Annotated in this window: 19 protein-coding genes; 15 read left to right on the forward strand and 4 right to left on the reverse strand. The window is 60.8% G+C overall.

What is annotated here, in order from left to right; translation table 11 throughout:
• Window positions 1-89: 89 nt before the first annotated feature.
• From IY73_RS04750 to IY73_RS04765, 4 genes are all read left to right on the forward strand, one after another.
• Entirely contained in the window at window positions 90-1,103 is a 1,014-nt protein-coding gene (locus IY73_RS04750) for an esterase/lipase family protein (protein ID WP_053978977.1), read from the forward strand.
• Between the two features lie 88 nt (window positions 1,104-1,191).
• The gene (locus IY73_RS04755; RefSeq protein WP_148417685.1) at window positions 1,192-2,595 is read left to right on the forward strand and encodes a lipase family protein; all 1,404 of its coding nucleotides are present in this window, start codon (window positions 1,192-1,194) and stop codon (window positions 2,593-2,595) included.
• A gap of 327 nt (window positions 2,596-2,922) precedes the next feature.
• Window positions 2,923-3,873 (forward strand): lipase family alpha/beta hydrolase, encoded by a 951-nt coding sequence (locus IY73_RS04760; RefSeq protein ID WP_053978979.1) that lies wholly within the window; start codon window positions 2,923-2,925, stop codon window positions 3,871-3,873.
• A 39-nt stretch (window positions 3,874-3,912) separates the two neighbouring features.
• A complete protein-coding gene (locus tag IY73_RS04765) occupies window positions 3,913-4,611 on the forward strand; it encodes an HAD family hydrolase (protein ID WP_053978980.1) in 699 nt (232 codons plus the stop codon).
• 231 nt (window positions 4,612-4,842) lie between these two features.
• Here the strand turns inward: IY73_RS04765 and tpx are convergent, their stop codons facing one another.
• A complete protein-coding gene (gene tpx / locus IY73_RS04770; RefSeq protein ID WP_053978981.1) occupies window positions 4,843-5,346 on the reverse strand; it encodes a thiol peroxidase in 504 nt (167 codons plus the stop codon).
• 364 nt (window positions 5,347-5,710) lie between these two features.
• Between tpx and IY73_RS04775 the strand changes: the two genes are divergently transcribed.
• On the forward strand, window positions 5,711-6,292 hold the full coding sequence (locus tag IY73_RS04775; RefSeq protein ID WP_053962093.1) for a hypothetical protein: 582 nt from the start codon (window positions 5,711-5,713) through the stop codon (window positions 6,290-6,292).
• Between the two features lie 31 nt (window positions 6,293-6,323).
• Here IY73_RS04775 and IY73_RS04780 read toward each other — a convergent pair whose 3' ends face one another.
• On the reverse strand, window positions 6,324-7,241 hold the full coding sequence (locus tag IY73_RS04780) for a fructosamine kinase family protein (protein WP_053978982.1): 918 nt from the start codon (window positions 7,239-7,241) through the stop codon (window positions 6,324-6,326).
• A gap of 54 nt (window positions 7,242-7,295) precedes the next feature.
• Window positions 7,296-8,189, reverse strand: coding sequence for a universal stress protein (locus IY73_RS04785; protein ID WP_053962095.1), 894 nt, complete (start codon window positions 8,187-8,189; stop codon window positions 7,296-7,298).
• A gap of 276 nt (window positions 8,190-8,465) precedes the next feature.
• On the opposite strand from IY73_RS04785, the gene IY73_RS08425 reads away from it, so the two are divergent.
• Together IY73_RS08425 and IY73_RS08770 are read left to right on the forward strand one after the other, a co-directional pair.
• Complete coding sequence (locus tag IY73_RS08425; RefSeq protein WP_158408677.1) at window positions 8,466-8,627, forward strand: hypothetical protein; 162 nt, start codon at window positions 8,466-8,468, stop codon at window positions 8,625-8,627.
• Between the two features lie 250 nt (window positions 8,628-8,877).
• Complete coding sequence (locus IY73_RS08770) at window positions 8,878-10,035, forward strand: TIGR00730 family Rossman fold protein (protein ID WP_158408678.1); 1,158 nt, start codon at window positions 8,878-8,880, stop codon at window positions 10,033-10,035.
• Here IY73_RS08770 and IY73_RS04795 read toward each other — a convergent pair.
• Entirely contained in the window at window positions 10,009-11,619 is a 1,611-nt protein-coding gene (locus IY73_RS04795; protein WP_082346576.1) for an amino acid permease, read from the reverse strand. The genes IY73_RS08770 and IY73_RS04795 overlap by 27 nt on opposite strands.
• A 133-nt stretch (window positions 11,620-11,752) precedes the next feature.
• Here IY73_RS04795 and IY73_RS04800 point away from each other — a divergent pair, with 133 nt between their 5' ends.
• The 8 genes from IY73_RS04800 to IY73_RS04835 all read left to right on the forward strand — a co-directional run bounded on the left by IY73_RS04800 (window position 11,753) and on the right by IY73_RS04835 (window position 21,132).
• Entirely contained in the window at window positions 11,753-13,015 is a 1,263-nt protein-coding gene (locus IY73_RS04800; RefSeq protein ID WP_082346577.1) for an ABC transporter ATP-binding protein, read from the forward strand.
• A complete protein-coding gene (locus IY73_RS04805) occupies window positions 13,012-14,313 on the forward strand; it encodes an ABC transporter substrate-binding protein (protein WP_053962096.1) in 1,302 nt (433 codons plus the stop codon). The genes IY73_RS04800 and IY73_RS04805 overlap by 4 nt, the downstream gene beginning before the upstream one ends.
• Window positions 14,313-15,344 carry a carbohydrate ABC transporter permease gene (locus IY73_RS04810; protein WP_053962097.1) on the forward strand — a complete coding sequence of 344 codons (1,032 nt, stop codon included), beginning with the start codon at window positions 14,313-14,315 and terminating at the stop codon, window positions 15,342-15,344. The genes IY73_RS04805 and IY73_RS04810 overlap by 1 nt, the downstream gene beginning before the upstream one ends.
• A gap of 171 nt (window positions 15,345-15,515) precedes the next feature.
• Complete coding sequence (locus IY73_RS04815) at window positions 15,516-16,298, forward strand: carbohydrate ABC transporter permease (protein WP_053962705.1); 783 nt, start codon at window positions 15,516-15,518, stop codon at window positions 16,296-16,298.
• A gap of 10 nt (window positions 16,299-16,308) precedes the next feature.
• The gene (locus tag IY73_RS04820; RefSeq protein ID WP_053978983.1) at window positions 16,309-16,548 is read left to right on the forward strand and encodes a hypothetical protein; all 240 of its coding nucleotides are present in this window, start codon (window positions 16,309-16,311) and stop codon (window positions 16,546-16,548) included.
• Window positions 16,549-16,795: 247 nt separating this feature from the next.
• A complete protein-coding gene (locus IY73_RS04825; protein ID WP_053978984.1) occupies window positions 16,796-18,559 on the forward strand; it encodes a pyruvate dehydrogenase in 1,764 nt (587 codons plus the stop codon).
• A 46-nt stretch (window positions 18,560-18,605) separates the two neighbouring features.
• The gene (locus IY73_RS04830) at window positions 18,606-19,979 is read left to right on the forward strand and encodes a hypothetical protein (RefSeq protein ID WP_148565058.1); all 1,374 of its coding nucleotides are present in this window, start codon (window positions 18,606-18,608) and stop codon (window positions 19,977-19,979) included.
• A gap of 397 nt (window positions 19,980-20,376) precedes the next feature.
• On the forward strand, window positions 20,377-21,132 hold the full coding sequence (locus tag IY73_RS04835) for a hypothetical protein (RefSeq protein ID WP_053962101.1): 756 nt from the start codon (window positions 20,377-20,379) through the stop codon (window positions 21,130-21,132).
• The last annotated feature ends 25 nt before the right edge of the window (window positions 21,133-21,157 follow it).

The following is a 21,157-nucleotide window of genomic DNA, read 5'->3' on the forward strand; positions in this document are numbered from 1 at the left end:
ACAGAATATGAATGGAGTAATACTAGTAGACACTTACATACTATAATGGTGATGGAATCACACCTACTCATGACGAAAGCTGTCTGTCCATGACGCGCAACACACTGTTCCGCACGACACTTGGCCTCTTCGCTACCGCCAGCCTGTTCATCACCAGCGCTGGACTGGCCAGCGCGGCACCCGCCCCCGCACCAGGGACATCCAGCTCCCTCGCCAACACTGTCTCCACCACCTTCCCTGCACTGGATACCTACCATGCCGGGGACCTCTCTGCCGCCGACGTCGGCCGCATGGACAGCCACGGAGATTTCATCCCCTGGGGGGCCAACCATTGGGACTGTAAACCTAGCACCACCCACCCCAACCCCGTTATCCTCCTGCACGGATTCAGTGGCGGAAACTTCTACAATTACGGAGAACTCGCTCCCAGCCTCAAAGCCGCCGGATTCTGTGTGTTTTCCCTCAACTGGGGTGCCGTACCCCTCACCCCCGGATACGGCTACACTGACCTGCGGGAAGGAGCCAAGGAACTAGCTGCCGTCGTTGGCAAAGTCCGCGCTGCCACCGGTGCCGAAAAGGTCGACATCGTCGGCCATTCCGCCGGCGGCCTCATGCCCTACTGGTATATCAATAAGATGGGTGGAGACCAGTATGTCGGTAAGTTCTTCGCTCTCGCTCCCGCCACCCGCGGCACCGACATGGGCGGCAAATTCAACCAAAAGACTGCCCGTGGACGCTTCGCCGTTGACGCTGTCGTCAAGAGCGGCCACCCCGGCATCAAGGACCTCCTGCCGGACTCGGATTTCATCCGTGAGGTGTCCACTCCCAGCCTTACTCGCCCCGACGTACAGTATGCGGTGCTTGTAACCAACGGCGACACTACCGTCACCCCCTGGCAAAGCCAGTTCCTCCCGGCTGGCCCTAACGTGCAGAACTACCTGCTGCAAGACCTCTGCCCGAATGTCAAGGCAGACCATGTGAGCATCACCCTCAATATTGTGTTCTTGCAAGTCGTGCAGGATTTCCTGGCGGGCAAGACGACGCCGATTGTGTGCTCGGCCAGCGATACCACTCCGGTACCGCTTCATCAATATGCCGCATAGGTGATATAGATCATTCTTAATAAAGCCTTAAGGGAGAGTGAATCTCACTACGGTGAGGAGCAGAAGCACTCTATTGGAGGTTGTGTCCGTGTTTACTCTCCCTCAAGGAATTACCAGAGCAACCGCTGCTCTGTCCGCCGCAGCACTCGTCACTGCTGCCTTCGCCAGCCACGCTGCAACTCCCGCCCAGGCGGTCCCTCTCGACACCACGTCGGCGACTCTCAACTATCTCAACAACTTTGACGGCTTCTACAGCGTGCCCAAGACCATTCCCGGCACCCCTGGACGCGTCGTCAAAACCCAGGACTTCCGGTCGTTCTTCTACCCCACCGAAAGCCCTGCCACCAAGTATCCCATCCGGGGCAAGCGCATCATGTACACCACCACCCTCTCCACTGGGAAGGTGTACATCACCACCGGTGCCCTCATGGAACCCACCTCCCCTTGGGCCGGCCGGGGTGAACGGCCCATCCTTGTCTACGGCACCAGTACCTCCGGACAAGGTAAACAATGTGCCTTCTCCAAGACCCCGGGCGGCTTCCTGGCTGTCACCACCGGTCTGGATTCGCGCCAAGGACAGCCCAATAACCCCGTCTCCATGGTCTCCAACTACGAGAACCTCAACGTCATGAAACTCCTCGGCAAAGGCTTCACTGTGTTCGTCGTGGACTACAACGGCATGGCTGACGGTACCGACGTCCAGTCCTACATGAACAACGTGGAAGCCGGCCGCGCCATGCTCGACGGGGCCCGCGCCGTCCGCTCCCTCGAAGGTCTCAACAAGAATGTTCCCGTCGGTATCTGGGGCTTCAGCCAGGGTGGTGGCGCCGCCTATGTAGGTGCCGCATTGCAACCCAGCTACGCACCCGATGTCAACCTGAAAGTTTCCTATGCGGGTGCGCCGCCCATCGACCTCCTCCCCGCACTCCAGAAAGTGGAAGGCGGCGCTCTGTCGGGACTCATCGGCTACGGTGTGAATGGCTTTGCCGACCGGTTCCCTGAAGTGAAGAAGGTTGTTGACGAGAATGCCAACGCGGAAGGCCACAAGAACTTGGGGAAGATCGCCAACAGCTGCGTTGCTGACACTCTCCTTGGCTACGCCTACCAGAACACCGGGGACTGGACCAAGAACGGCAAGCCGCTGGTGGACTTTCTCAAGCGCTACCCCAGCGTGATGAAGGTCTTTAACGACCAGCTGGCGGCTTCCACCCACACCCCCAAGGCCCGCGTGGTGCTCTATGCCAACCCGCACGACTCCGTGGTGCCCTACGACACGGTGAAGCGGGGTGTAAAGACCTGGTGTGATGCTGGCGCCAGCGTGCACTTCTACAGCGTCCCCTATACCGCCATGGGTCTCGCCCCCATGTTCACCCACATGCTGCCCAACTTCCTGGTCTTTGACCAGATGCTCAAGGAAGTTGTGGGCATCTTCAGTGGCTCCTCCGTGGCGACGGGTTGCTCTGAAAGCACTATTACGCTGCCTTTGAAGTAACCACGTTTGACCCCATCAGGCCGCCCCGCCCTCTATGTGAGGAGCGGGGCGGTGTTGTGTGTGGGTGTTGTGTGGGTGTTGTGTGTGTTGTGTGTGACGGGGATGTAACAAGAAGCTGAAATTAAATAATTCTTAGTTAATGGGAAATCCAAAAAACTGTTATTAAATATGTTCTGACCAGTGCCAATAATAGACGTCACCGTCAGAGATTGCGCAAGGTACTTCCTTCCTGGCAAATTATCAGATGAGAATGAACCACACGCGAATCTCCCCACACGGGAGAAATCCTCACTCTCGTTTCTGCTCTACGACACTCAAGGACACAACATGACTATCTTCTCCCGCGCAGCAGTACTTGCTGCAGTAAGCACTACCATCCTGGTCGGTAGCCTGCTCAGCCCTACCGCCCCGGCCCAGGCCGCCCCGGCACCGGACACTAGCAACTCCAGCGCCCTCGAACTGAAGGACCTCATCCGCCGTGATGCTGACGGCTCTGTCATCCCCTGGGGTGCCAACGAATGGGACTGCAAGCCCAGCAACAGCCACCCCAACCCCGTCGTCCTCGTCCACGGCTACGGAGCTAGCGCCAGCACCACTTACCCGCTACTCGCCCCCGTCCTTAAAGCTACCGGCTACTGCGTCTACGCCCTTAACTGGGGCGGAGAAGAACCCCAGCCCTTCTACGGCTACGGCTCCCTGCGCGACGCCGCTCACGACCTCGCCACCTTCGTCGACACGGTTCTCGCCCGCAGCGGCGCCACTAAAGTGGACATTGTGGGTCACTCCGCCGGCGGCGTCATGACCCGCTGGTACCTCAACAAACTGGGCGGTGGAGAGAAAGTTTCCAAGTTCTTCGCCGTCGCCCCCGCCACTAACGGCACTGACGTCAACGGGCTCACCACGATGCTGCCCCACACCTCCCCGCTTGTCGTCAACGGCCTGGCCGACACCGCCCAGCCCGCCGTGTGGGACCTTATGCAAAACTCCGACTTTGTGAAGCAGGTCAACAGCCCCAGCCCCATCCTGCCCACGGTGAAATACCAGGTACTCGCCACCGCCGCCGACACCGTGGTCACCCCGGTGGAGTCCCAGTTCCTTCCCAGCGCGCCGAACGTCACCAACATCCTGCTGCAGGACATCTGCCCGCAAGACAACGCCTCTCACCAGACCATCACGTCAGACTTTGTGTTCATTCAGCTGGTGGAAAACTTCCTGGGCAACCGCAACGCCCCCATTGCCTGCCGGATCGACCTACCGCGCTTGCGCACAGTGCAGTAATCACGGCGGCGGGGTCAGCTGCGTCGGTACACTGGGGCTATGACTGACGCACGCACCGCCACCACTTCCGACGCGACGCTGCCCCCGCTCCTTTTCGACTGCTTCGGCGTTTTCGCTTGCTTGCAGGACCCGGAGAGTGAGCAGCGCCTCTACCAGCTGGCCTTGGGTGCGGCCGTACCTCTTGCCGAGAACACCGAGGTGGAGCTTCCCTTCACGTTTGAGCGTTTTGCCGAGGTGTATCGGGGTGTGCGCAAACTCTACGATGCAGGCGAATGGTTGGGTCCCGACTACTGGAAGGCAGTTTCCCAACAGCTCGACACCACCTTCACCCCGGAGCAGGTGGATGCGCTGATCGCCGAGGATCTCTATTCCTGGCGGCGGGTTGACGAGTCCATGCTGGGCTACCTGGCGGAGCTTTCTGCGGCCGGCTACCCGCTGGGGTTGCTGTCCAATATTCCGGTGGAGTTGGCGGAGATTTTCCGTACTAAGCCGTGGCTGCGGCATTTCGATTCCATTACCTGGTCGTGCGATCTGGGTGCGGCGAAGCCGGACGCGCGGACATTCGAGCATGCTGCCGAGCAGATGGGTGTGCAGGTGGAGGAATTGACCTTCATTGATGACACGCAGGAGAACTGTGATGGTGCCGCCATTGCAGGCTTGCGGGCGCATCTGTTTGTGGGGGAGGGGGAGCTGCGGGAGTTCATTGCGGAGCTCACCGAGGAGCACCAGTCCGATTAGTGGAGGCACTTCCGGCTGTGGGACGCTCGCGGCTAGTGCTGTCCCGCTTGTTGCAGGGTCCGTGTACTGGCCTCCGTTGTTCGCTACTACCGAGTTCGCCGCAGACTCGTCACCAAACAGCATAAAGAAACCCCGAACGCTGCAGTCCTGGCGTGCGGGGTTTCTCGTTGAGTCGCACTCAACAGGCTATCGGGGGGATAGCACTATCGAGGTGTCAACGTTTGGGGATAGTTAGATAGCCTTAACGGCCTCGATGGCGGCGTCGTAGTCGGGCTCGGTGGTGATTTCGTCGACGAGCTGGACGTAGTGAACCTTGCCTTCGGGGCACACAACCACGACGGCGCGGGTGAGGAGGCCGGCGAGGGGACCGTCGGCGAGCTTCACACCGTAGTCGTTGCCAAAGGTGGAGCGGAAGGAGGAGCCGTTCTTGACGTTGTCAATGCCGTTGGAGACGCAGAAGCGTTCCTGGGCGAAGGGAAGGTCGGCGGAGACGCAGAGGACGCTAGTGTTGTCCAGCTTGGTGGCCTCTTCGTTGAACTTGCGCACGGAGGCGGCGCACACGTCGGTGTCGAGGGAGGGGAAGATGTTGAGGATGAGCTTGCGGCCGGCGAAGTCGGCGAGAGTCACGTCGGAAAGATCGGAGCCGACGAGGGTGAATTCGGGGGCGGAAGCGCCAACCTCGGGCAGTTCGCCAACGGTGTTTACAACGGTGCCATCAAATTTGGTCTGAGCCATATCTGTATTTCCTTTCCCTTTGAGGGCGTGTCTAACTCGTTCAACGTTGGGGCAGGCAGATGTATTCCCGGTGCCCCACACGAGTAGGGGCGAGCATCTTCATTATGGCTCTGGGAGTGCTGGGGTAGGGTGGAGTTAGAGACGAACTTTTGGTGACGGGTTCGGTGGATGAGTGGGGTGGTGGGTCCGGTTGGGTGACGGGTCCGGTTGGGTGACGGGTTCGGTTGGGTGATGGGGAGACACAGAAAACTATCTCGATGCTCCGTTTCACGGTGTGAAATATCATAGAGTGCTTATATGCGCACCTTAAAGCTAGTGTGCAACGACCCATATCTTCTGGTATGAGCGACGAAAGGAGTAAACAATGTTGACACACTCCAAGAGGAGTTCTGTCCTCTCAACCCTTGCACGAACCATCGGAATCAACACCACCGCCCTGGCCCTCAGCCTCGGCGTCGGCCTTAGTACCGGGCTGGGAGCCGCCTACGCTGCTCCCACCGCGCCGGCGACCCACCCCACTACCTCCGCGAAACACCTCGTGGAGATCAAACCCGGCGACACCATCGTCACCGCCTCCGGCGCCGAATGCACCGTCACCGACAAGTTCAACAAACCCGCCCCCAACCATGTGGATGACTATGCCGCCTACGGCGTGAGCTTCTGGGGTGTCCTCTCCGGAAACTGTGGCTCCGTCTCCGCTTTCTGGACCCGTCAAATGTCCGACGAAATCATCGAAGCCACCGAAAACACCCCGGTAGCCTCCGTGGTCGCCAAGGCCCTCCCACCCAAATCCACCAGCATGAAGGAAATCGGCGAGGCTGCCTACCTGAAGGGCGCCAAGGACAAAGGCGTCGTCGGCTGGACCACCTCCACCGGCGTAGGCATCTCCTTCCTGGGAGTAAACCCCGCCACTGCCACCTACGTGGGGCCAGCACAATTCGAATAACGACACCCCACACCACCGCGGAGGGGTAGGACTACAAGCGCAAACACTGCCGGGCCGTCTGCACAGTCTCCGGTCCGTAGGAGCCACCGAAGATCGCGGCATGCAACGCCAGCAAATACAGCTGATGCACCCGGCGGCGCTGCTCCCACCCCTCCGCCAGCGGCGACACCGAGTTGTAGCCGTCGTAAATATCGCCCACGAAGGACTGCCCAAACACCTCTAGGAACGCCAAATCCGTCTCCGCATGGCCACCCTGCGCAGCCGGATCAATAAGCACCCCCACCACCCCATCAGAAACCTTCTGCGGCAACGGCTCCGCCCAATCAATATCCTCGCGCCGGGCCCACAGCACATTCCCACTCCACAAATCCCCGTGGATGCGCGCCACCGGCCCCCGCACCAGCCGCGGCTGCGGGGCATCCCACACGCCCGCTTGCAGCCGCTCACACACCTCCTCCACAACAGCCGCATCACTCCGGGTCAGCGAACCATTCCGCAACGCCGCCGGCAAACAGGGAAGAATCCGGTCAATGGCGAAAAATTCACCCCAACTGCGTCCTGCAACGTCCACACCTCCAGTGAATGACGGTTCCGCAGCGGAAGAATCCGGAGTATCCGTCTGGTAGACCGTCCCGGCTGGAGGCTGTCGGAGGGGCAACTCCATCCGACCAATCACCCCATCGCCCTCCCAGCCGGGGGGTGGGCACCCAAAGGCGGGTGCGCCGGCTGCGTGCGTCACCGCCAGGGTTTGCCCAAACTGGTAAGCCGCCTGGCGGGTAGGCCGCCCATTTGGCACCTCCACCAGCGTCATCCGCCCCGGCTCACACTCCACAACCGGAACAATCGGGGTGCCGCCGTGGGGCATTGCCTCGGCTAGCCAGCGCAGGCCAAGCGCTTCAATTGTGATGGCGTAGGGGCGGGCAGAGTCCGTTTTCGTGAAGGTGCGCATGCCACCAGCATAGGGAGTTACCAACCGGTACGGGCGGGACTCGTCACCCACTCGTTAGCCCACTACTGCGGGCACCAACACCATTGGCACCCCAAAGGCAGTGCACACCCGCGCCCATGTCGCATTATCGGCAGCACTCGGAACGTGTCCCAACACCACCAGCTCCTCCGGCAGCCACCGCGCCTCCGCAGACGACTCCTCGTTCTGCATCGCCCAATCCGGCTCCGGGGTGGAAATAGTATCCGCCCCACTCCACTCCGTCACCAGCGCACACCCTGTCTCCAGCAGCGGGTTCGTCAACGGTTCACGGCGGGTAATGGTCTCCTCCTCCGTGAGCGGTGGGGGTGTGGTCGTGGCCACCCGCACTTCCGCATCCAGTGCCTGCGCCAGCACAGTCGCCATCCGCAGCGCCTCCTGAGACGCATCGGAACCATCAAAGGTACAGGTCACGCGGCGAATCCCAGAAGGGGATCCAGGGTAACCCTGCGGCGCAATCGCCACCGGCAGCTGTAGCGCGCGGACCACCTGTACGGCAAAGCCGTCTGGGTCGATGCCAGTCTGCGGGCCGTGAGCCTCTGGCCCCAACACCACCATGGTGGTGGGCAACGCCTGCGGATCCGTCACCCCCTCCACCACCGCATGCAACAGGTCGGCCGCCTCCACCGAAAACGCCGGCAGGGTAGCGAAATGGTTGGAGCCCAAACCGGTGGTGCCCAAGGCGCGGACTGCCGCCGCCGTATCGCCTGGCTCCGGCGTGGCGGTACCCAACTTGTGAGAGAGGCTGCGCAGGAACCGCTGCGTACCGGTCGGCGCATCGGAGGGGTAGATGGGGGCGACGACCTGGACCGTAGTTTGGCCAATGGCGGCCAGTGAGCAAGCCAGCTGGAGAGCTTCGTCGCCGCTGGTGCGGGGGTGCCAACAGACCTGGAAACGGTAGAAATCGCGCATGTTCCCAGCCTAGCAATGGGTTCCCGCTGCCGGGCCACCACCGCCACCCTTAGCACCGGTGCCGCCGCCACCTCAGCGCTACCGTCACTCTCAGTGCCGCCCCCTCAGAATCCCCTCAGGTCGTAGTGTCCGCTGTCCGCCCCCATCCACACCGGTGGCCAGGGCGGGCTGGCTGACGTTCGCTGACAGATAAATCCGCGGAAATCTGTGGCACGTGCACTAAAGCGCTCTTAGGAGGGGAACTAACAGAGCGAAAACTTCCGAAAGGACACCACAATGGTCGACGCAAACAACCTCAAAGGCAAGGCCGAAGAGCTCAAAAACAAGGCCACCGACGCCTACAACAAGCTTGACGACAAGCAGAAGGAAGACCTCAAGGGCAAGGGCAAGGGCAAGGGCCTGCTCGACTCCGTTAAGGGCAAGCTCGGCAAGAAGTAAGCCTCCCCACTTCCGACGTTCCAGCAACCACCCGCCGCGTGCCGTGTCTCCGGCGGCATTCGGGTGGTTGCTGCTATGTGCACCAGGGCTGCGCGGGAGTGATGACGGTAACGCCCCAGGCAGGTACCGCCTCGGAAACTACACCCAGGCAACTATACCCAGGCGGGGTGGTGACGACACTTCCTCGCCACCGCACTCCTCCCTTATCCTGGAACCAAGCTGACCACCCCTCTCCCCAAGGAGCCCGTGAATGCGCGCCTTGCTTATCGTCGACATGCAGCCCACCTTCTGCGAAGGTGGCGAGCTTCCCGTCCCGGGCGGCCACGACATTGCCGACCGCATCGCCGACTTCTTGCGCGCCCACGCCGACCGCTACGGGCTCATCGTCACCACCCAGGATTGGCACATCAACCCGGGCAACCACTTCAGTAACACTCCCGACTATGTGGACACTTGGCCGCCTCACGGTCAGGCCGGAACCCCCAACGCCGAACTCCACCCGCGCCTCCATGCCGCACTGGAAGCATTGCGCACCAGCCACCCCGACCTGCCCCAGGAGGCAGTGCGGAAAGGCCAGTATGCGGCTAGCTACTCTGGATTTGACGGCATCACCGACTCTGCAACCACCGACGACACCTTTGCGCAGGGGCTAGCGCTGGCCGATCTCCTGCGCCGCTACGGCACAACCGAAGTGGACGTCGTGGGTCTCGCTCTCTCACACTGCGTCTGCGCCACCGCCCTGGATGCGCAGCGGGAAGGTTTCGCCACCACTGTCTTTGCTGACCTCTCCGCCCCCGTCAGTGTGGATACTGGGGATGCTGCCCTGCGCGCACTGCGGGAGGCCAGCGTGGTCGTCACCCACAGCCCCTACTGGACGTTCGCCTGCTACACCGCCTCCCGCTTCGGCACTCAACCTGGGTTGCGGGAGGCCGCCCACCGGCTAGGGGAGGGCATCGCGCGGGCTGGGCACGGCATTGTGTATGGGGGAGGCAACTGCGGCCTGATGGGGGTTATCGCAGACGCCGCACTCAGCCAGGGTGGCTCCGTCTACGGTGTCATACCGCACCACTTTGATGGGCATGAGGTTTCCCATACAAGCCTCACCTGCCTGGAGGTGGTGGACGACATGTCTACTCGTAAGAACCGCATGGCACAGTTGGCGGATTGTTTCGTGGCGCTCCCTGGCGGCGTGGGCACGCTGGAGGAATTTTTCGAGGTGTGGGCGCACCGGCAGTTGGGCATCCACCAGAAGCCGGTGGTGCTCTACAACACGGACGGCTACTGGGATAGTTTGTTGGCGGCGCTGGCGTCCTACGCGCAGGTGGACATTCTGTCCCCGACGCTGCTGGACAGCCTTATCGTGGTTGATACCCCGGATGCGCTACTCGACGCGGTCATTCGCGGGTAAAGAAGTATCCGCCTGGAGACCAGCCGGCTCACTCGGTTGGCTGCTCTGCGCCGCCGGGACACTCTGTGCGGATGCAGACTCCGCCGGGATGGCGCTGGAGCCATTCACATCCACCTCAACCCCGGCAGCTTCCGCTGCCAGGAGACGCATTCGCAGGCTGGAATGCCGGTAGCCATAGCCCACATAGGTCAGGCAGGCGATCAGCATCCACACCGCCAGTGTCGCCCAGGTGATGGGGTGCAGCTGGCTGATGAGGTACAGGCAGGCGATGATAGAAATGATAGGGGTGGCCGGGTAGAGAGGTACCCGGAAACCGCGCTGCATGGTGGGGTTGCGGCGGCGCAGAATGATCACACCCAAACTCACCACCGCAAATGCCGTCAATGTACCAATAGACACCATGTCGGAGAGGTAGTCCAGCGGCAGGAATCCCGCCAGCAGACCCACCACCAAGCAGGTAATGGCGGTGTTAATCACCGGGGTACGGGTGCGTGGGGAAATGTAGGCGAAGCCCTTGGGAATCATGCCATCGCGGGACATGGCGAATAGCACGCGCGTCTGGCCGAAAATCGTCACCAAGGTAATAGAGAAAATGGAGATGACGGCGGCTGCCGACAGAATGATGGAGAATGTGCCGGACCCGGTCACATGTTCCAGAATCTGTGACAGGCCTGCCTTCTGGTGCTGGAAAAGACTCTGCTCTTGAGCGCCTACCGCGGCTACCGCGACCAGCATGTAAATTCCCGTCACTACCACCAGTGCGATAACAAGGGCGCGGGGGATAGTGCGGTGCGGGTCCTTCACTTCTTCCGAGGCGGTGGAAATAACGTCCAGGCCGATGAAGCTGAAGAACACGGAGCCGGCGGCGGCACCCACGCCCGCCACACCCATGGGGGCGAAGGGGTGGTAGTTACCAGACTGGAAACCGGTGAATGCCACCACTGAGAACATGAGCAGCACGCCCAACTTAAGGAGGACCATCACTGCATTCGCGCGCGCAGACTCACGGGTGCCAGCCATGAGGAGGAAACAGCAGATCGTCACCAGCACCACCGCCGGCAGGTTAATGGAGAAGCTGTGGAAGCTGCCGCCGTCCCAGGGGGCGACGGAGAGGTAGTCCGGCAGGTGCCATCCGAAGACACGTTGCAGGAAGTCATTAAGGTATTCGGACCAGCCGACGGCCACTGCTGCCCCGGAGACCGCATACTCCAGCAACAAACACCATCCCACCAGGTAGCCCACCAGTTCACCGAGGGTGGCGTAGGTGTAGGTGTAGGAGGAGCCGGAGGTGGGGATGGAAGAAGCCAACTCTGCATAGCAGAGTGCGGTGAGGCCAGCTGTGGCGGCGGCAACGAGGAAGGCCAGGATGACGGCGGGGCCTGCCTCGGGTACGGCAATGGAGAAGACATAGAAAATACCGGTGCCGACGGTGCATCCTACGCCCATCATGGCTAGCTCGAAGGTGGAGATGCTTTTGCGTAGGGTCGGCCCAGAACCGTCGTCATTGCGGTTCGTCCCTGTCCCGGACTGATTGATGATGTCCTTGACGGGTTGTCGGATAAAAGGTGATTGTGCGCTGCGCATGGCTCCTTTAGCCTACTCATTGCCACCCAAATAACGTGAATGGTTCGTACAACGGGGATAATAAGAGGAACGATTCTGGGCTCCGTGCGTGCCTTACGGCACGTGTGTGACTGCCAAGAGAGGACAATGACACATGGCATCTGTGACCTTCGATCACGCCACTTGTATCTATCCCGGAGCCGCTAAGCCTAGCGTTGACAATCTTTGCCTGGATATTCGTGACGGTGAATTCCTGGTACTCGTCGGCCCTTCCGGCTGCGGCAAATCGACCACTCTGCGCATGCTGGCCGGTTTGGAGTTTGTAGACTCTGGAAAGGTTTGGATTGGTGACGATGATGTCACCCTAGCCGATCCGAAAGACCGCGACATCGCCATGGTTTTTCAAAACTATGCTCTCTACCCGCACATGACGGTGGCCGAGAATATGGGCTTCGCGTTGAAGCTCGCCAAGGTAGATAAAAAGGAGATTCGCCAGCGCGTGGAGGAAGCCGCCCGTCTGCTGGATCTCACTGACTACCTCGACCGTAAGCCTAAGGCGCTGTCCGGTGGCCAACGGCAGCGTGTTGCCATGGGGCGGGCTATTGTGCGCTCCCCGCGTGTTTTTCTTATGGACGAGCCGCTCTCCAACTTGGACGCCCGCTTGCGCGTTCACACCCGTGCCCAGATCGCCGAACTGCAGCAGCGCCTCGGCACCACCACCGTTTACGTCACCCACGACCAGGTGGAGGCCATGACGATGGGCGACCGGGTGGCAGTACTCTGCGCCGGGCAGCTGCAGCAGGTGGATACGCCCCGCAACCTCTTCGACCATCCGGCCAATGCTTTTGTGGCGGGCTTCATTGGGTCTCCGTCGATGAACATTCTCACTGCCCCGGTGCGGGGTGCGTCTGCGTGGGTGGGGGAGACGCCCATTCCGCTGCCGGATCGTATCCCGGCGGGGGTGCCCACAACGTCCGTATTGGTGGGTTTCCGCCCCGAGCGGGTGGAGGGTGTTGTTGCCGGTGACGGTGTTGTGGAGGCCGCCGACGGCTGCACCCTCTACATGCGGGTGGATCTGGTCGAAGAACTGGGATCCCAGGCCATCGGCCACGGCCACCTGGCTAATGCGGCAGGCGAGCAGGTATCTGAGCAGCGCATCACCGCCGCCGTGGACTGGCAGAACTTGCCCGCCCGCGGAGACCTGGTGCGCATCACCATTACCCCGGAGGACCTCTACTTCTTTGCCGATGACGAGTCTGGGGTGACGCTCTGGGACGACATCGCCGCCACCGCCCCCGTAACCGCAGCTACCCCTGCCGACAGCGTCCCCGACGTCACCGTAGACACCACAGCAGATGCGGCGGAGTCCACCGCTCCGGAGGCTGCACCGACGTCCACTGAGGAGGCAGACGCATGAGCCACCTCCACTGTCACCACCCCCACCAGCACCGCTACCGGCCCCTACAGCTTGCCGCACTCGGTGCTGCCGCCATTCTCGCCGTCACCGGATGCTCCAGCAACTCCTTCAATGACGCCACTCGCGCCGCCCAAAAAAACCTCGACGAGCGCGGACCCATCACCTTCGCCATGGGCAAAAACGACATCGCCAACTTGCGCCCCGTCGTGCAACGCTGGAATGCCGCCCATCCCACCGAACGCGTCAACCTCCATGAACTCGCCGGCGAAGCCGACTCGCAGCGTGACACCCTCGTGCAATCCCTGCAAGCCCACTCCGGAGAATTCGATGTCATGGCCCTCGACGTCATCGACACCGCCAGCTTTGCCGCTCACCAATGGCTTCAGCCCCTGGAAGGCACAATGGCCATTGACATGACGAAACTACTACCGGCCACGGTGGAATCCGCCACCTATTCCGGTACCGTCTATGCCGCCCCCCAAAACACCAATGGCCAACTGCTCTTCTACCGCAGCGACCTCATCAAAAACCCACCCTCCACCTGGGACGAACTCACCCAGGACTGCTCCATTGCCAAAAAGCACAAGCTGGACTGCCTCGTCACCCAGCTGAAGCAGTACGAAGGACTCACTGTTAACACCTCCATCTTCATTAACGGGTGGGGCGGGCAGATCGTCGGGGCCGACGGATTCACCCCCACCGTCACCTCCGACTCCTCCCGCGCCGGCATCCAAACTCTCGTCGACGCCTACCAGAGCGGCGTCATCGCCAAACGCGCCGTCTCCTTCACCGAAGAGCAAACCAACCTGGCCTTCGTCAACGGGGAAGCCCTCTTTGCCATCAACTGGCCCTACATGTACGAGAATGCCCGCACCTCGGACGACTCCAAAGTCAAAGGTAAGTTCGCGGTAGCCCCGTTGGTGGGCAAAGACGGGGTGGGTGCCTCCACCCTGGGCGGTTACAACAACGCCATCAACGTCTACTCGGAACACAAAGCCACCGCCCGGGACTTCATTGCCTTCATCGAAAACCGGGAGAACCAGCTGAGCTTCGCCCAGAACTCCTTCCCTCCAGTCCTTACTTCCATCTACGACGACAAGTCCCTCATCAAGAACTACCCCTACCTGCCGGTCCTCAAAACAGCCCTGGAAAACGCGGTACCCCGCCCGGTTAGCCCCTTCTACCCGGCCATCTCCAAAGCCATCCAGGACAATGTCTACGCAGCCCTCTTCGGACGTAAAACCGTCGTCCAAGCCAGCGAAGACATGACCAGTGCAATCGAAGTGGCGGAACACTGATGAGCGCGGTCAAGACGAAAAACAGCACCACCGAGCGCCGGAGGGACCAGCAGCTTACCGCCGACGGCCAGACGCACCACAAGCGCCCCTCCGCCCGCGGAAAGGTTGCCGCCCTCCTCACCCCCGCCCTCGTCCTCATCGGTGTCATCATCCTCTACCCGCTGCTCAGCGGTGTCGTCCTCTCCTTCAAATCGGACCCTGTCCTCAACCGGCACGATGGCTTCTTCTACCCGGGTGGCTTTATCGGCCTCCAGAACTACGGCTACTGGCTCACCCACAGCTGCTCCACGGGCAGCGCTACCGTCGGCTGCCCGCCTGGCACCCTCGCCAACGACTTCTGGCCTGCCCTCGGCAACACCCTCTTCTTCACCATCGTGACGGTGCTGCTAGAGACCATCATCGGCATCGGCATGGCGCTCGTCATGGCGCAGAACTTCCGGGGTCGCGGTTTGCTGCGCGCTGCCGTGCTCGTCCCCTGGGCCATTCCCACCGCCATCACCGCCAAACTGTGGGCATTCCTCTTCGCGGAACAGGGCATCATCAACTCCCTCTTCCACACCACTATCGCCTGGCAGACTGACCCATGGGCGGCCAGATTCTCCATCATCCTGGCAGACGTGTGGAAAACCACCCCCTTTATGGCGCTCCTCATCCTCGCTGGGCTACAAATGATCCCCAAGGAACTCTACGAGGCGGCCCGCGTGGACGGCGCCAACGCCTGGCAACGCTTTACCCGCATCACTCTGCCGCTCGCCAAAGGTAGCATCGTGGTGGCGGTCCTCTTCCGCATGCTGGACGCCCTCCGCATGTACGACCTGCCCTACATCATGGTGGGCCCCAACCCAGATTCCCCCACCGCCACCGTGTCTCAGCTGGTGGTGGCCGCTATCCGGCAAGACCAAGTGAACGCCGCCTCCGCGCTGTCCACACTGATCTTCCTGCTCATCTTCCTCATCGCCCTCTTCTTCGTAAAGGTGCTGGGGGCCAGACTCAACAAACAGCCGGATTCTGTCGTCGCAGAGGAGGACTAACTGATGGCTACCGATGCTTACCGCAACGACCTATCGGTGAAGCCGCTCTCGCAGCGCCCACCGGTACAGCTCGCCACCCAGCCGGCCCGCGAGCCGGCACCTCGCCCGGCGAAACGCAACCGCCGCCCCCACGCCGGCTCCATCGGCATCTATGTGTTGGCGGTCATCATCATGCTGTGGGGTCTGCTGCCCTTCTACTGGATGCTGGTGACGGCCTTCCGGGAGAAGGACTACACCTTCTCCACCACCCCCTGGCCCACCCACCTCACCCTCGACAACTTCAAGGAAGCCCTCTCCACCGACTTCGGTAACAACTTCCTGCGCGCCATCGGCAACAGCCTCATCATCTCCGCCGTCACCACGCTCATTGCGGTAGCGGTGGGTGTGTTCGCCGCCTACGCGTTGTCGCGCTATGACTTCCGCGGCAAGTATGTGGTGTTGGGCGTCATTATGGGTGCCTCCATGTTCCCCAGCATCGCGCTGGTGACGCCGCTCTTCCAGCTGTTCACCGACATTGGGCTGCGTGGCTCCTACTGGGCACTCATCATCCCCAATATTTCCTTTGCGCTGCCGCTCACCATCTTCACTCTCACCAGCTTCGTCGATGAGCTGCCGTGGGAGTTAGAGGAGGCTGCCCGGGTGGACGGCTGCTCCCGCGGCAAGGCCTTCCGCACGATTATGTTGCCGTTGGCCGCCCCGGCGATCTTCACCACCGCCATCCTGGCCTTTATTATGGCGTGGAACGAGTTCCTGTTGGCTCAGCAGCTGTCTACTCTGCACACGGAGCCGGTGACAGTGGCCATCGCCCGGTTCACAGGCGGCAACGCCTTCGACTACCCCTACGCCACGGTGATGGCGGCGGGCGCTATTGTGACCGTCCCCTTGGTCATTATGGTGCTGATCTTCCAGCGGAAGATCATTGCCGGCCTCACCTCCGGTGGCGTGAAGGCATAGGAGGATCAGTATGGCGGGCTACGCGCGCCGCGGGCGCGTCTCCGACCCCGGCCGCCGGCAGCGCGGTACCATGCAGCGGCTGGAACTGGCTATGGGCATTGTCGGCACCATCACCATCCTGGCACTGCTCACCCTGGTGATGGCGCTGGTACAGGGGACAGGGGCGGCGTTGACGGGCGCCGCGATAATTTTTCTTGTTGCCGCGGTGGTGTTCATCGCCTTGGCAATCTGGTACCGAAAAGTCACATAGCAGTGAACTGACCTGTTGAAACAGGGGCGTGGTAGTTGCCGCGCCCCCGTTTTTTACCGTCGCCCGGTTGCCAAATACCACATTGGGACGCATGCGGGGCGGGGACGGGGAATATTTCCGTAACGGGTTTCGGTTGAGAGGAGTACATGCCAGTCCTGTGCACACCCCCCGCACAGTGAACGGCACACACAATACAGAACGCCTCTGCCCGCTTACCGGCCTCCACCGAGGCACAGAAAGAAGAACAATGGCTACAGTTGCAGAACATTTGGTGCATCAGCTCGAAGAAGCTGGCGTCCGCCACATCTACGGCATCGTAGGCGACTCCCTCAACCCCGTCGTCGATGCTGTTCGACGCTCCAAGCACATCAGTTGGATTCACGTCCGGCACGAAGAAACCGCCGCCTTCGCCGCCGCTGCCGAAGCAGAAATCACCGGTAAGCTTGCTGTCTGTGCCGGTTCCTGTGGCCCGGGCAACCTGCACCTCATCAACGGCCTCTTCGATGCCAACCGCTCCCACCTGCCGGTGCTGGCTATCGCCTCCCACATCCCCTCCTCCCAGATTGGTACCCAGTTCTTCCAGGAGACCCACCCGGATCGCATTTTCGACGAGTGCTCGGTGTTCTCCGAGATGCTGTCCACCAGCGAACAGGTGCCGCGTGTCACTCGCTCCGCTATTCAGCAGTCCCTCTCCGGCCCGGGTGTCGCCGTGCTGACCTTGCCCGGTGACGTCGCCGACACCGAAGTCGAAGGCAACCTGCCCGACACCATCACTAGCCCTAACCCGGCCCACATTGTGCCGGCCATCGAGGATGTGCGGTCCCTGGCCGACGCCATCAACGATGCTCGCAAGGTCACCCTCTTCGTGGGTGCAGGCGCCCGTGGCGCCCACGACGCCGTCATGGAACTCGCTGAGCTGGCGAAGGCGCCGGTGGGCCACTCCCTGCGCGGCAAGGAAGTTATTCAGTGGGATAACCCCTACGACGTGGGTATGTCCGGCCTGCTCGGCTATGGTGCCTGCCAGGACGCCATGGAAGACGCCGACCTGCTCATTCTTATTGGTACCGACTTCCCCTACCAGCAGTTCCTGCCTGCCAATGTGCGGACTGCCCAGATCGAGATTGACGCCGCCCGCTTGGGTCGCCGCACCCGCCTGGATATTGCCGTACACGGCGATGTTAGTGAAACCCTCAAGCTACTCAACCCGCTGGTCAACAACAAGACTGACCGCGGCTTCCTGGACGATATGCTGAAGCGTCAGGAGCACCGCATGAGCAAGGTGGTGGGTGCCTATACCCGCGACGTCACCAAGGCGAAGCCCATTCACCCTGAGTATGCTGCGGTGAAATTGGACGAGGCGGCTCCCGAGGATGCGGTCTTTACTGTCGACACTGGCATGTGCAACGTGTGGGCTGCCCGCTACATCACTCCCAATGGGAAGCGTCGCGTGATCGGCTCCTTCCTGCACGGGTCGATGGCGAATGCACTGCCGCACGCGATTGGGGTGGGTACGTACCGTCCGGACCGTCCGGTTATTGCCATGTGTGGTGACGGTGGCCTGTCCATGCTGATGGGTGACCTCATCACCATCAAGAACTACAACCTGCCGGTGAAGGTCGTTGTCTTCAATAACTCCTCCTTGGGCATGGTGAAGCTGGAGATGTTGGTGGCTGGCCTGCCAGACTTCGCCACCGACGCCGAGTCCGTGAACTACGCCGCCGTGGGCGAGGCTCTTGGTATTCGCTCCGTGCGAGTGGAGGATCCAGCCCAGCTGGAGAGCGTGTTTGCTGCGGAGATGGAGCGCCCCGGCCCCTGCGTTATTGACGTGGTGACGGACCCGAACGCGCTGTCCATGCCGCCGAAGATCACTCTGGAGCAGATGCAGGGCTTCGCTACCGCCATGTCGAAGCAGGTGCTCAATGGTGGTTTTGGCGAGGTCATGTCGATGGCTCGCTCCAACCTCCGTAACATTCCGAAGCGCCCTTCGCAGTTCAGCCTGTTCACTAAATAAGTACCTTGCTGTCTCAGCGCAGCCCCGAGTCAGTGAGGGAGACACTATGACAACATCACTGCCCGTATCCGTATCCCCCACCCGTGTTTTTCTACGGAAGGTGACGGCAGGTGTGTCGTCCCTCGCCCTCGGGGCTGGTCTGTTGTTGGGGCCGGCAAGCGTGTCATCCCAGGCCGCGCCTGTGTCGAATGAGGCTGTGCCTGCACCGAGTGTGCCCTTCTCTGTGGTGAACGACCCGCAGGATCCGCCGGTGCCGCCCACCTCACCGTCACCGGAGGAATCTCCCGGTGAGGACAAGGGTGACCTTAACGTGGCCGGGGTGGATAGCTACGTCGCTTCCCCTGCGCAACTGCGGCATACTATTGCCGCACTGCGTGAGCGGCAGGACGTCTACCAGGGTGTGGATGTGTCCGAAGTACAGGAGGTGGCGCACCACAATCTGGCAGTGCGTGTTCCCCGCATTGAGGCGCTCAATCAGCGGCGTGCCCGGGTTGGGTTGCACCCCGTGGTGTTTAACCGGCAAGCCCAGGATATTGCAGATGTGGCTGCCGCAGCGATCAAGGACCACACTCGCTATGCGGTATCTCGGTATGCGCTGTACCCGTGGATTAACCGCATCACCAATACGTGTGTGAAGCGGGATCATGGGGTAGCGCTCTTGGGCCACCGAGAGAAGTGCTACTGGACTTTTGTGGTGGATGCTCCGCGTTATGCGAATGTCGATGCTGCTCTTAAGGGGGTGTCGTTGGGGGAAATCCTCTACGATTCCACGTCCTCGGAGGTGGGGGTGTCCGGTGGTGAGTTGGCTGGGTTGGGTCGCCAGTATTTAGTGTTTGTGGTGCGCAGTACGTTCCTGTCGGTGGGGGACCGTTGGGCGAGTTACGAGAAGTGGGACTTGGGACGTCGCTCCGCGAAGGTGGAGGGGTCGGGTTCTCCGAACAGTAATTCTGAGAGCGGTTTGGAGGGCATTGACGCGAAGCGGAATAGCGGTCGATTGTTTTCCAAGGGTGTTGAGAACCAACTGTTGGTGCCGTGGCGGGTGACTGCACTACAGGCGGCGTATACGTATCACGGTATTCCGGTGACGGTGCGGGGTGGTTCGGAGGAGCAGATGCTTGCTAATACTCTTCATTTTTTCCTTGAACAGTACCTCAAAGAAAACAGTACTACCCCTGAACGGGGGGTGTATGAGTTCTCTCGTTTACCACTTGGAGTAAATGTGGCAAGCGCCACAATCACTGGTAAAAAATACCGGCAATATGTGGCAATCGCTCCATCCTGGAAAGGTCCACTGGCCACTTTTCGCGATATTAATGCAGGTGATTCACTTTTCCAACGTGCTATGTCAAAGATTGGAATTGCAGGGTTCACTATTTCCAGTGGTAAAAAAATCTGGATTTTCGTAACGCAAGCCGAGTAAGTATCAGATTCTAGATCGGTCTAGAAACCTGAGAAAAAGGTGCGCATGTAAAGCGCATGCGCTACAGTAGTAATTACATAAGTAAGTAGTTGCACGCAAGCTACTCCCGCAGAAACGGCCTCCATATCCGGAGGCTGTTTCTTGCATTTAGCAGTTTCAGTGTGAACACCATTTTGTCTCTCTTGAGGAAATAACTTAGGCTAGCCTTAGTTTTACTGGATGGAAGCGTCCGCTCCTCTGCCTCACTCCGGTGTCCGCGAGAACCCTCGCACTTCTAGATCAACTACACCAGGAAGACACCGTGAACCGACCATGTATCGGCGCTGAACTCATCACCAGCGCCCTTATCCTCGGCACCGTCACCTCCTATCCCCGCTAACCCTGTAAAGGAGTACCTATGCGCCACCATCGCATCACCACTGGCCTGCTGGCGGCCGCCCTCACTCTGGGTATCGCTGTCACCCCGGCCACTGCTGCGCCGCTTAACGCTGCACCTGCAGGACCGGCCGGCACCGTTACCGCCCCTGCATTTACCGCCGCGGAGATCGCCCAACTGCGTCAGCAGATCCTGGACGAGCTGCTCGTCATGGATGTGCAGGAAAACCACCATGCCGCTATCAATGCCAAAAACCTGGCACCGTGGATGAGTGCTAAGGGCTGGGAGTCCATGGACCTTATCACCGACTCCACCAGCCCGGAGGTCACCCGCCTTTTCCAAGCAAAAGCCAAAAAGGACGGGATCACCGAGGCCCAAGCCCGCGCCAATTTCAAGAAGATGAGCACCGCCGGCGACGTTTTCTCCATTCGCTTCCAACCCAGCCACTTCACCGAGTTCGGAAAGACGAAGAACGTGCTGAGCAGCGGAGAGTATACGCTGGCGAAGAGACTGCCGGTGGGAAGCTTCGAGGTGTACTTCTTCGAGCATGTGCTGAAGGAGAAGGCTGGCAAGCGCCACTGGCTCATTCTCTTCCCTCCGGGAGCTGACAAGGATCCGCAAGGCAATACCATCGCCCGCCACGTGCACTATGTGCTGGGGGATTCCCCGCTCGCTATTCTGCCGCCCATGTTCAAACAGCAGATGGCGACCATGGTGGAAGCCAACGCTAGCTGGGAGGCTAAGGTGGGTCTCCTCAAATTCGGCCTGGCCCACTAGACCCAGCAGCACGCCTGTGTGCCTC

It is taken from the genome of Lawsonella clevelandensis (assembly GCF_001293125.1).
In the GTDB taxonomy this organism is placed as follows: domain Bacteria; phylum Actinomycetota; class Actinomycetes; order Mycobacteriales; family Mycobacteriaceae; genus Lawsonella; species Lawsonella clevelandensis.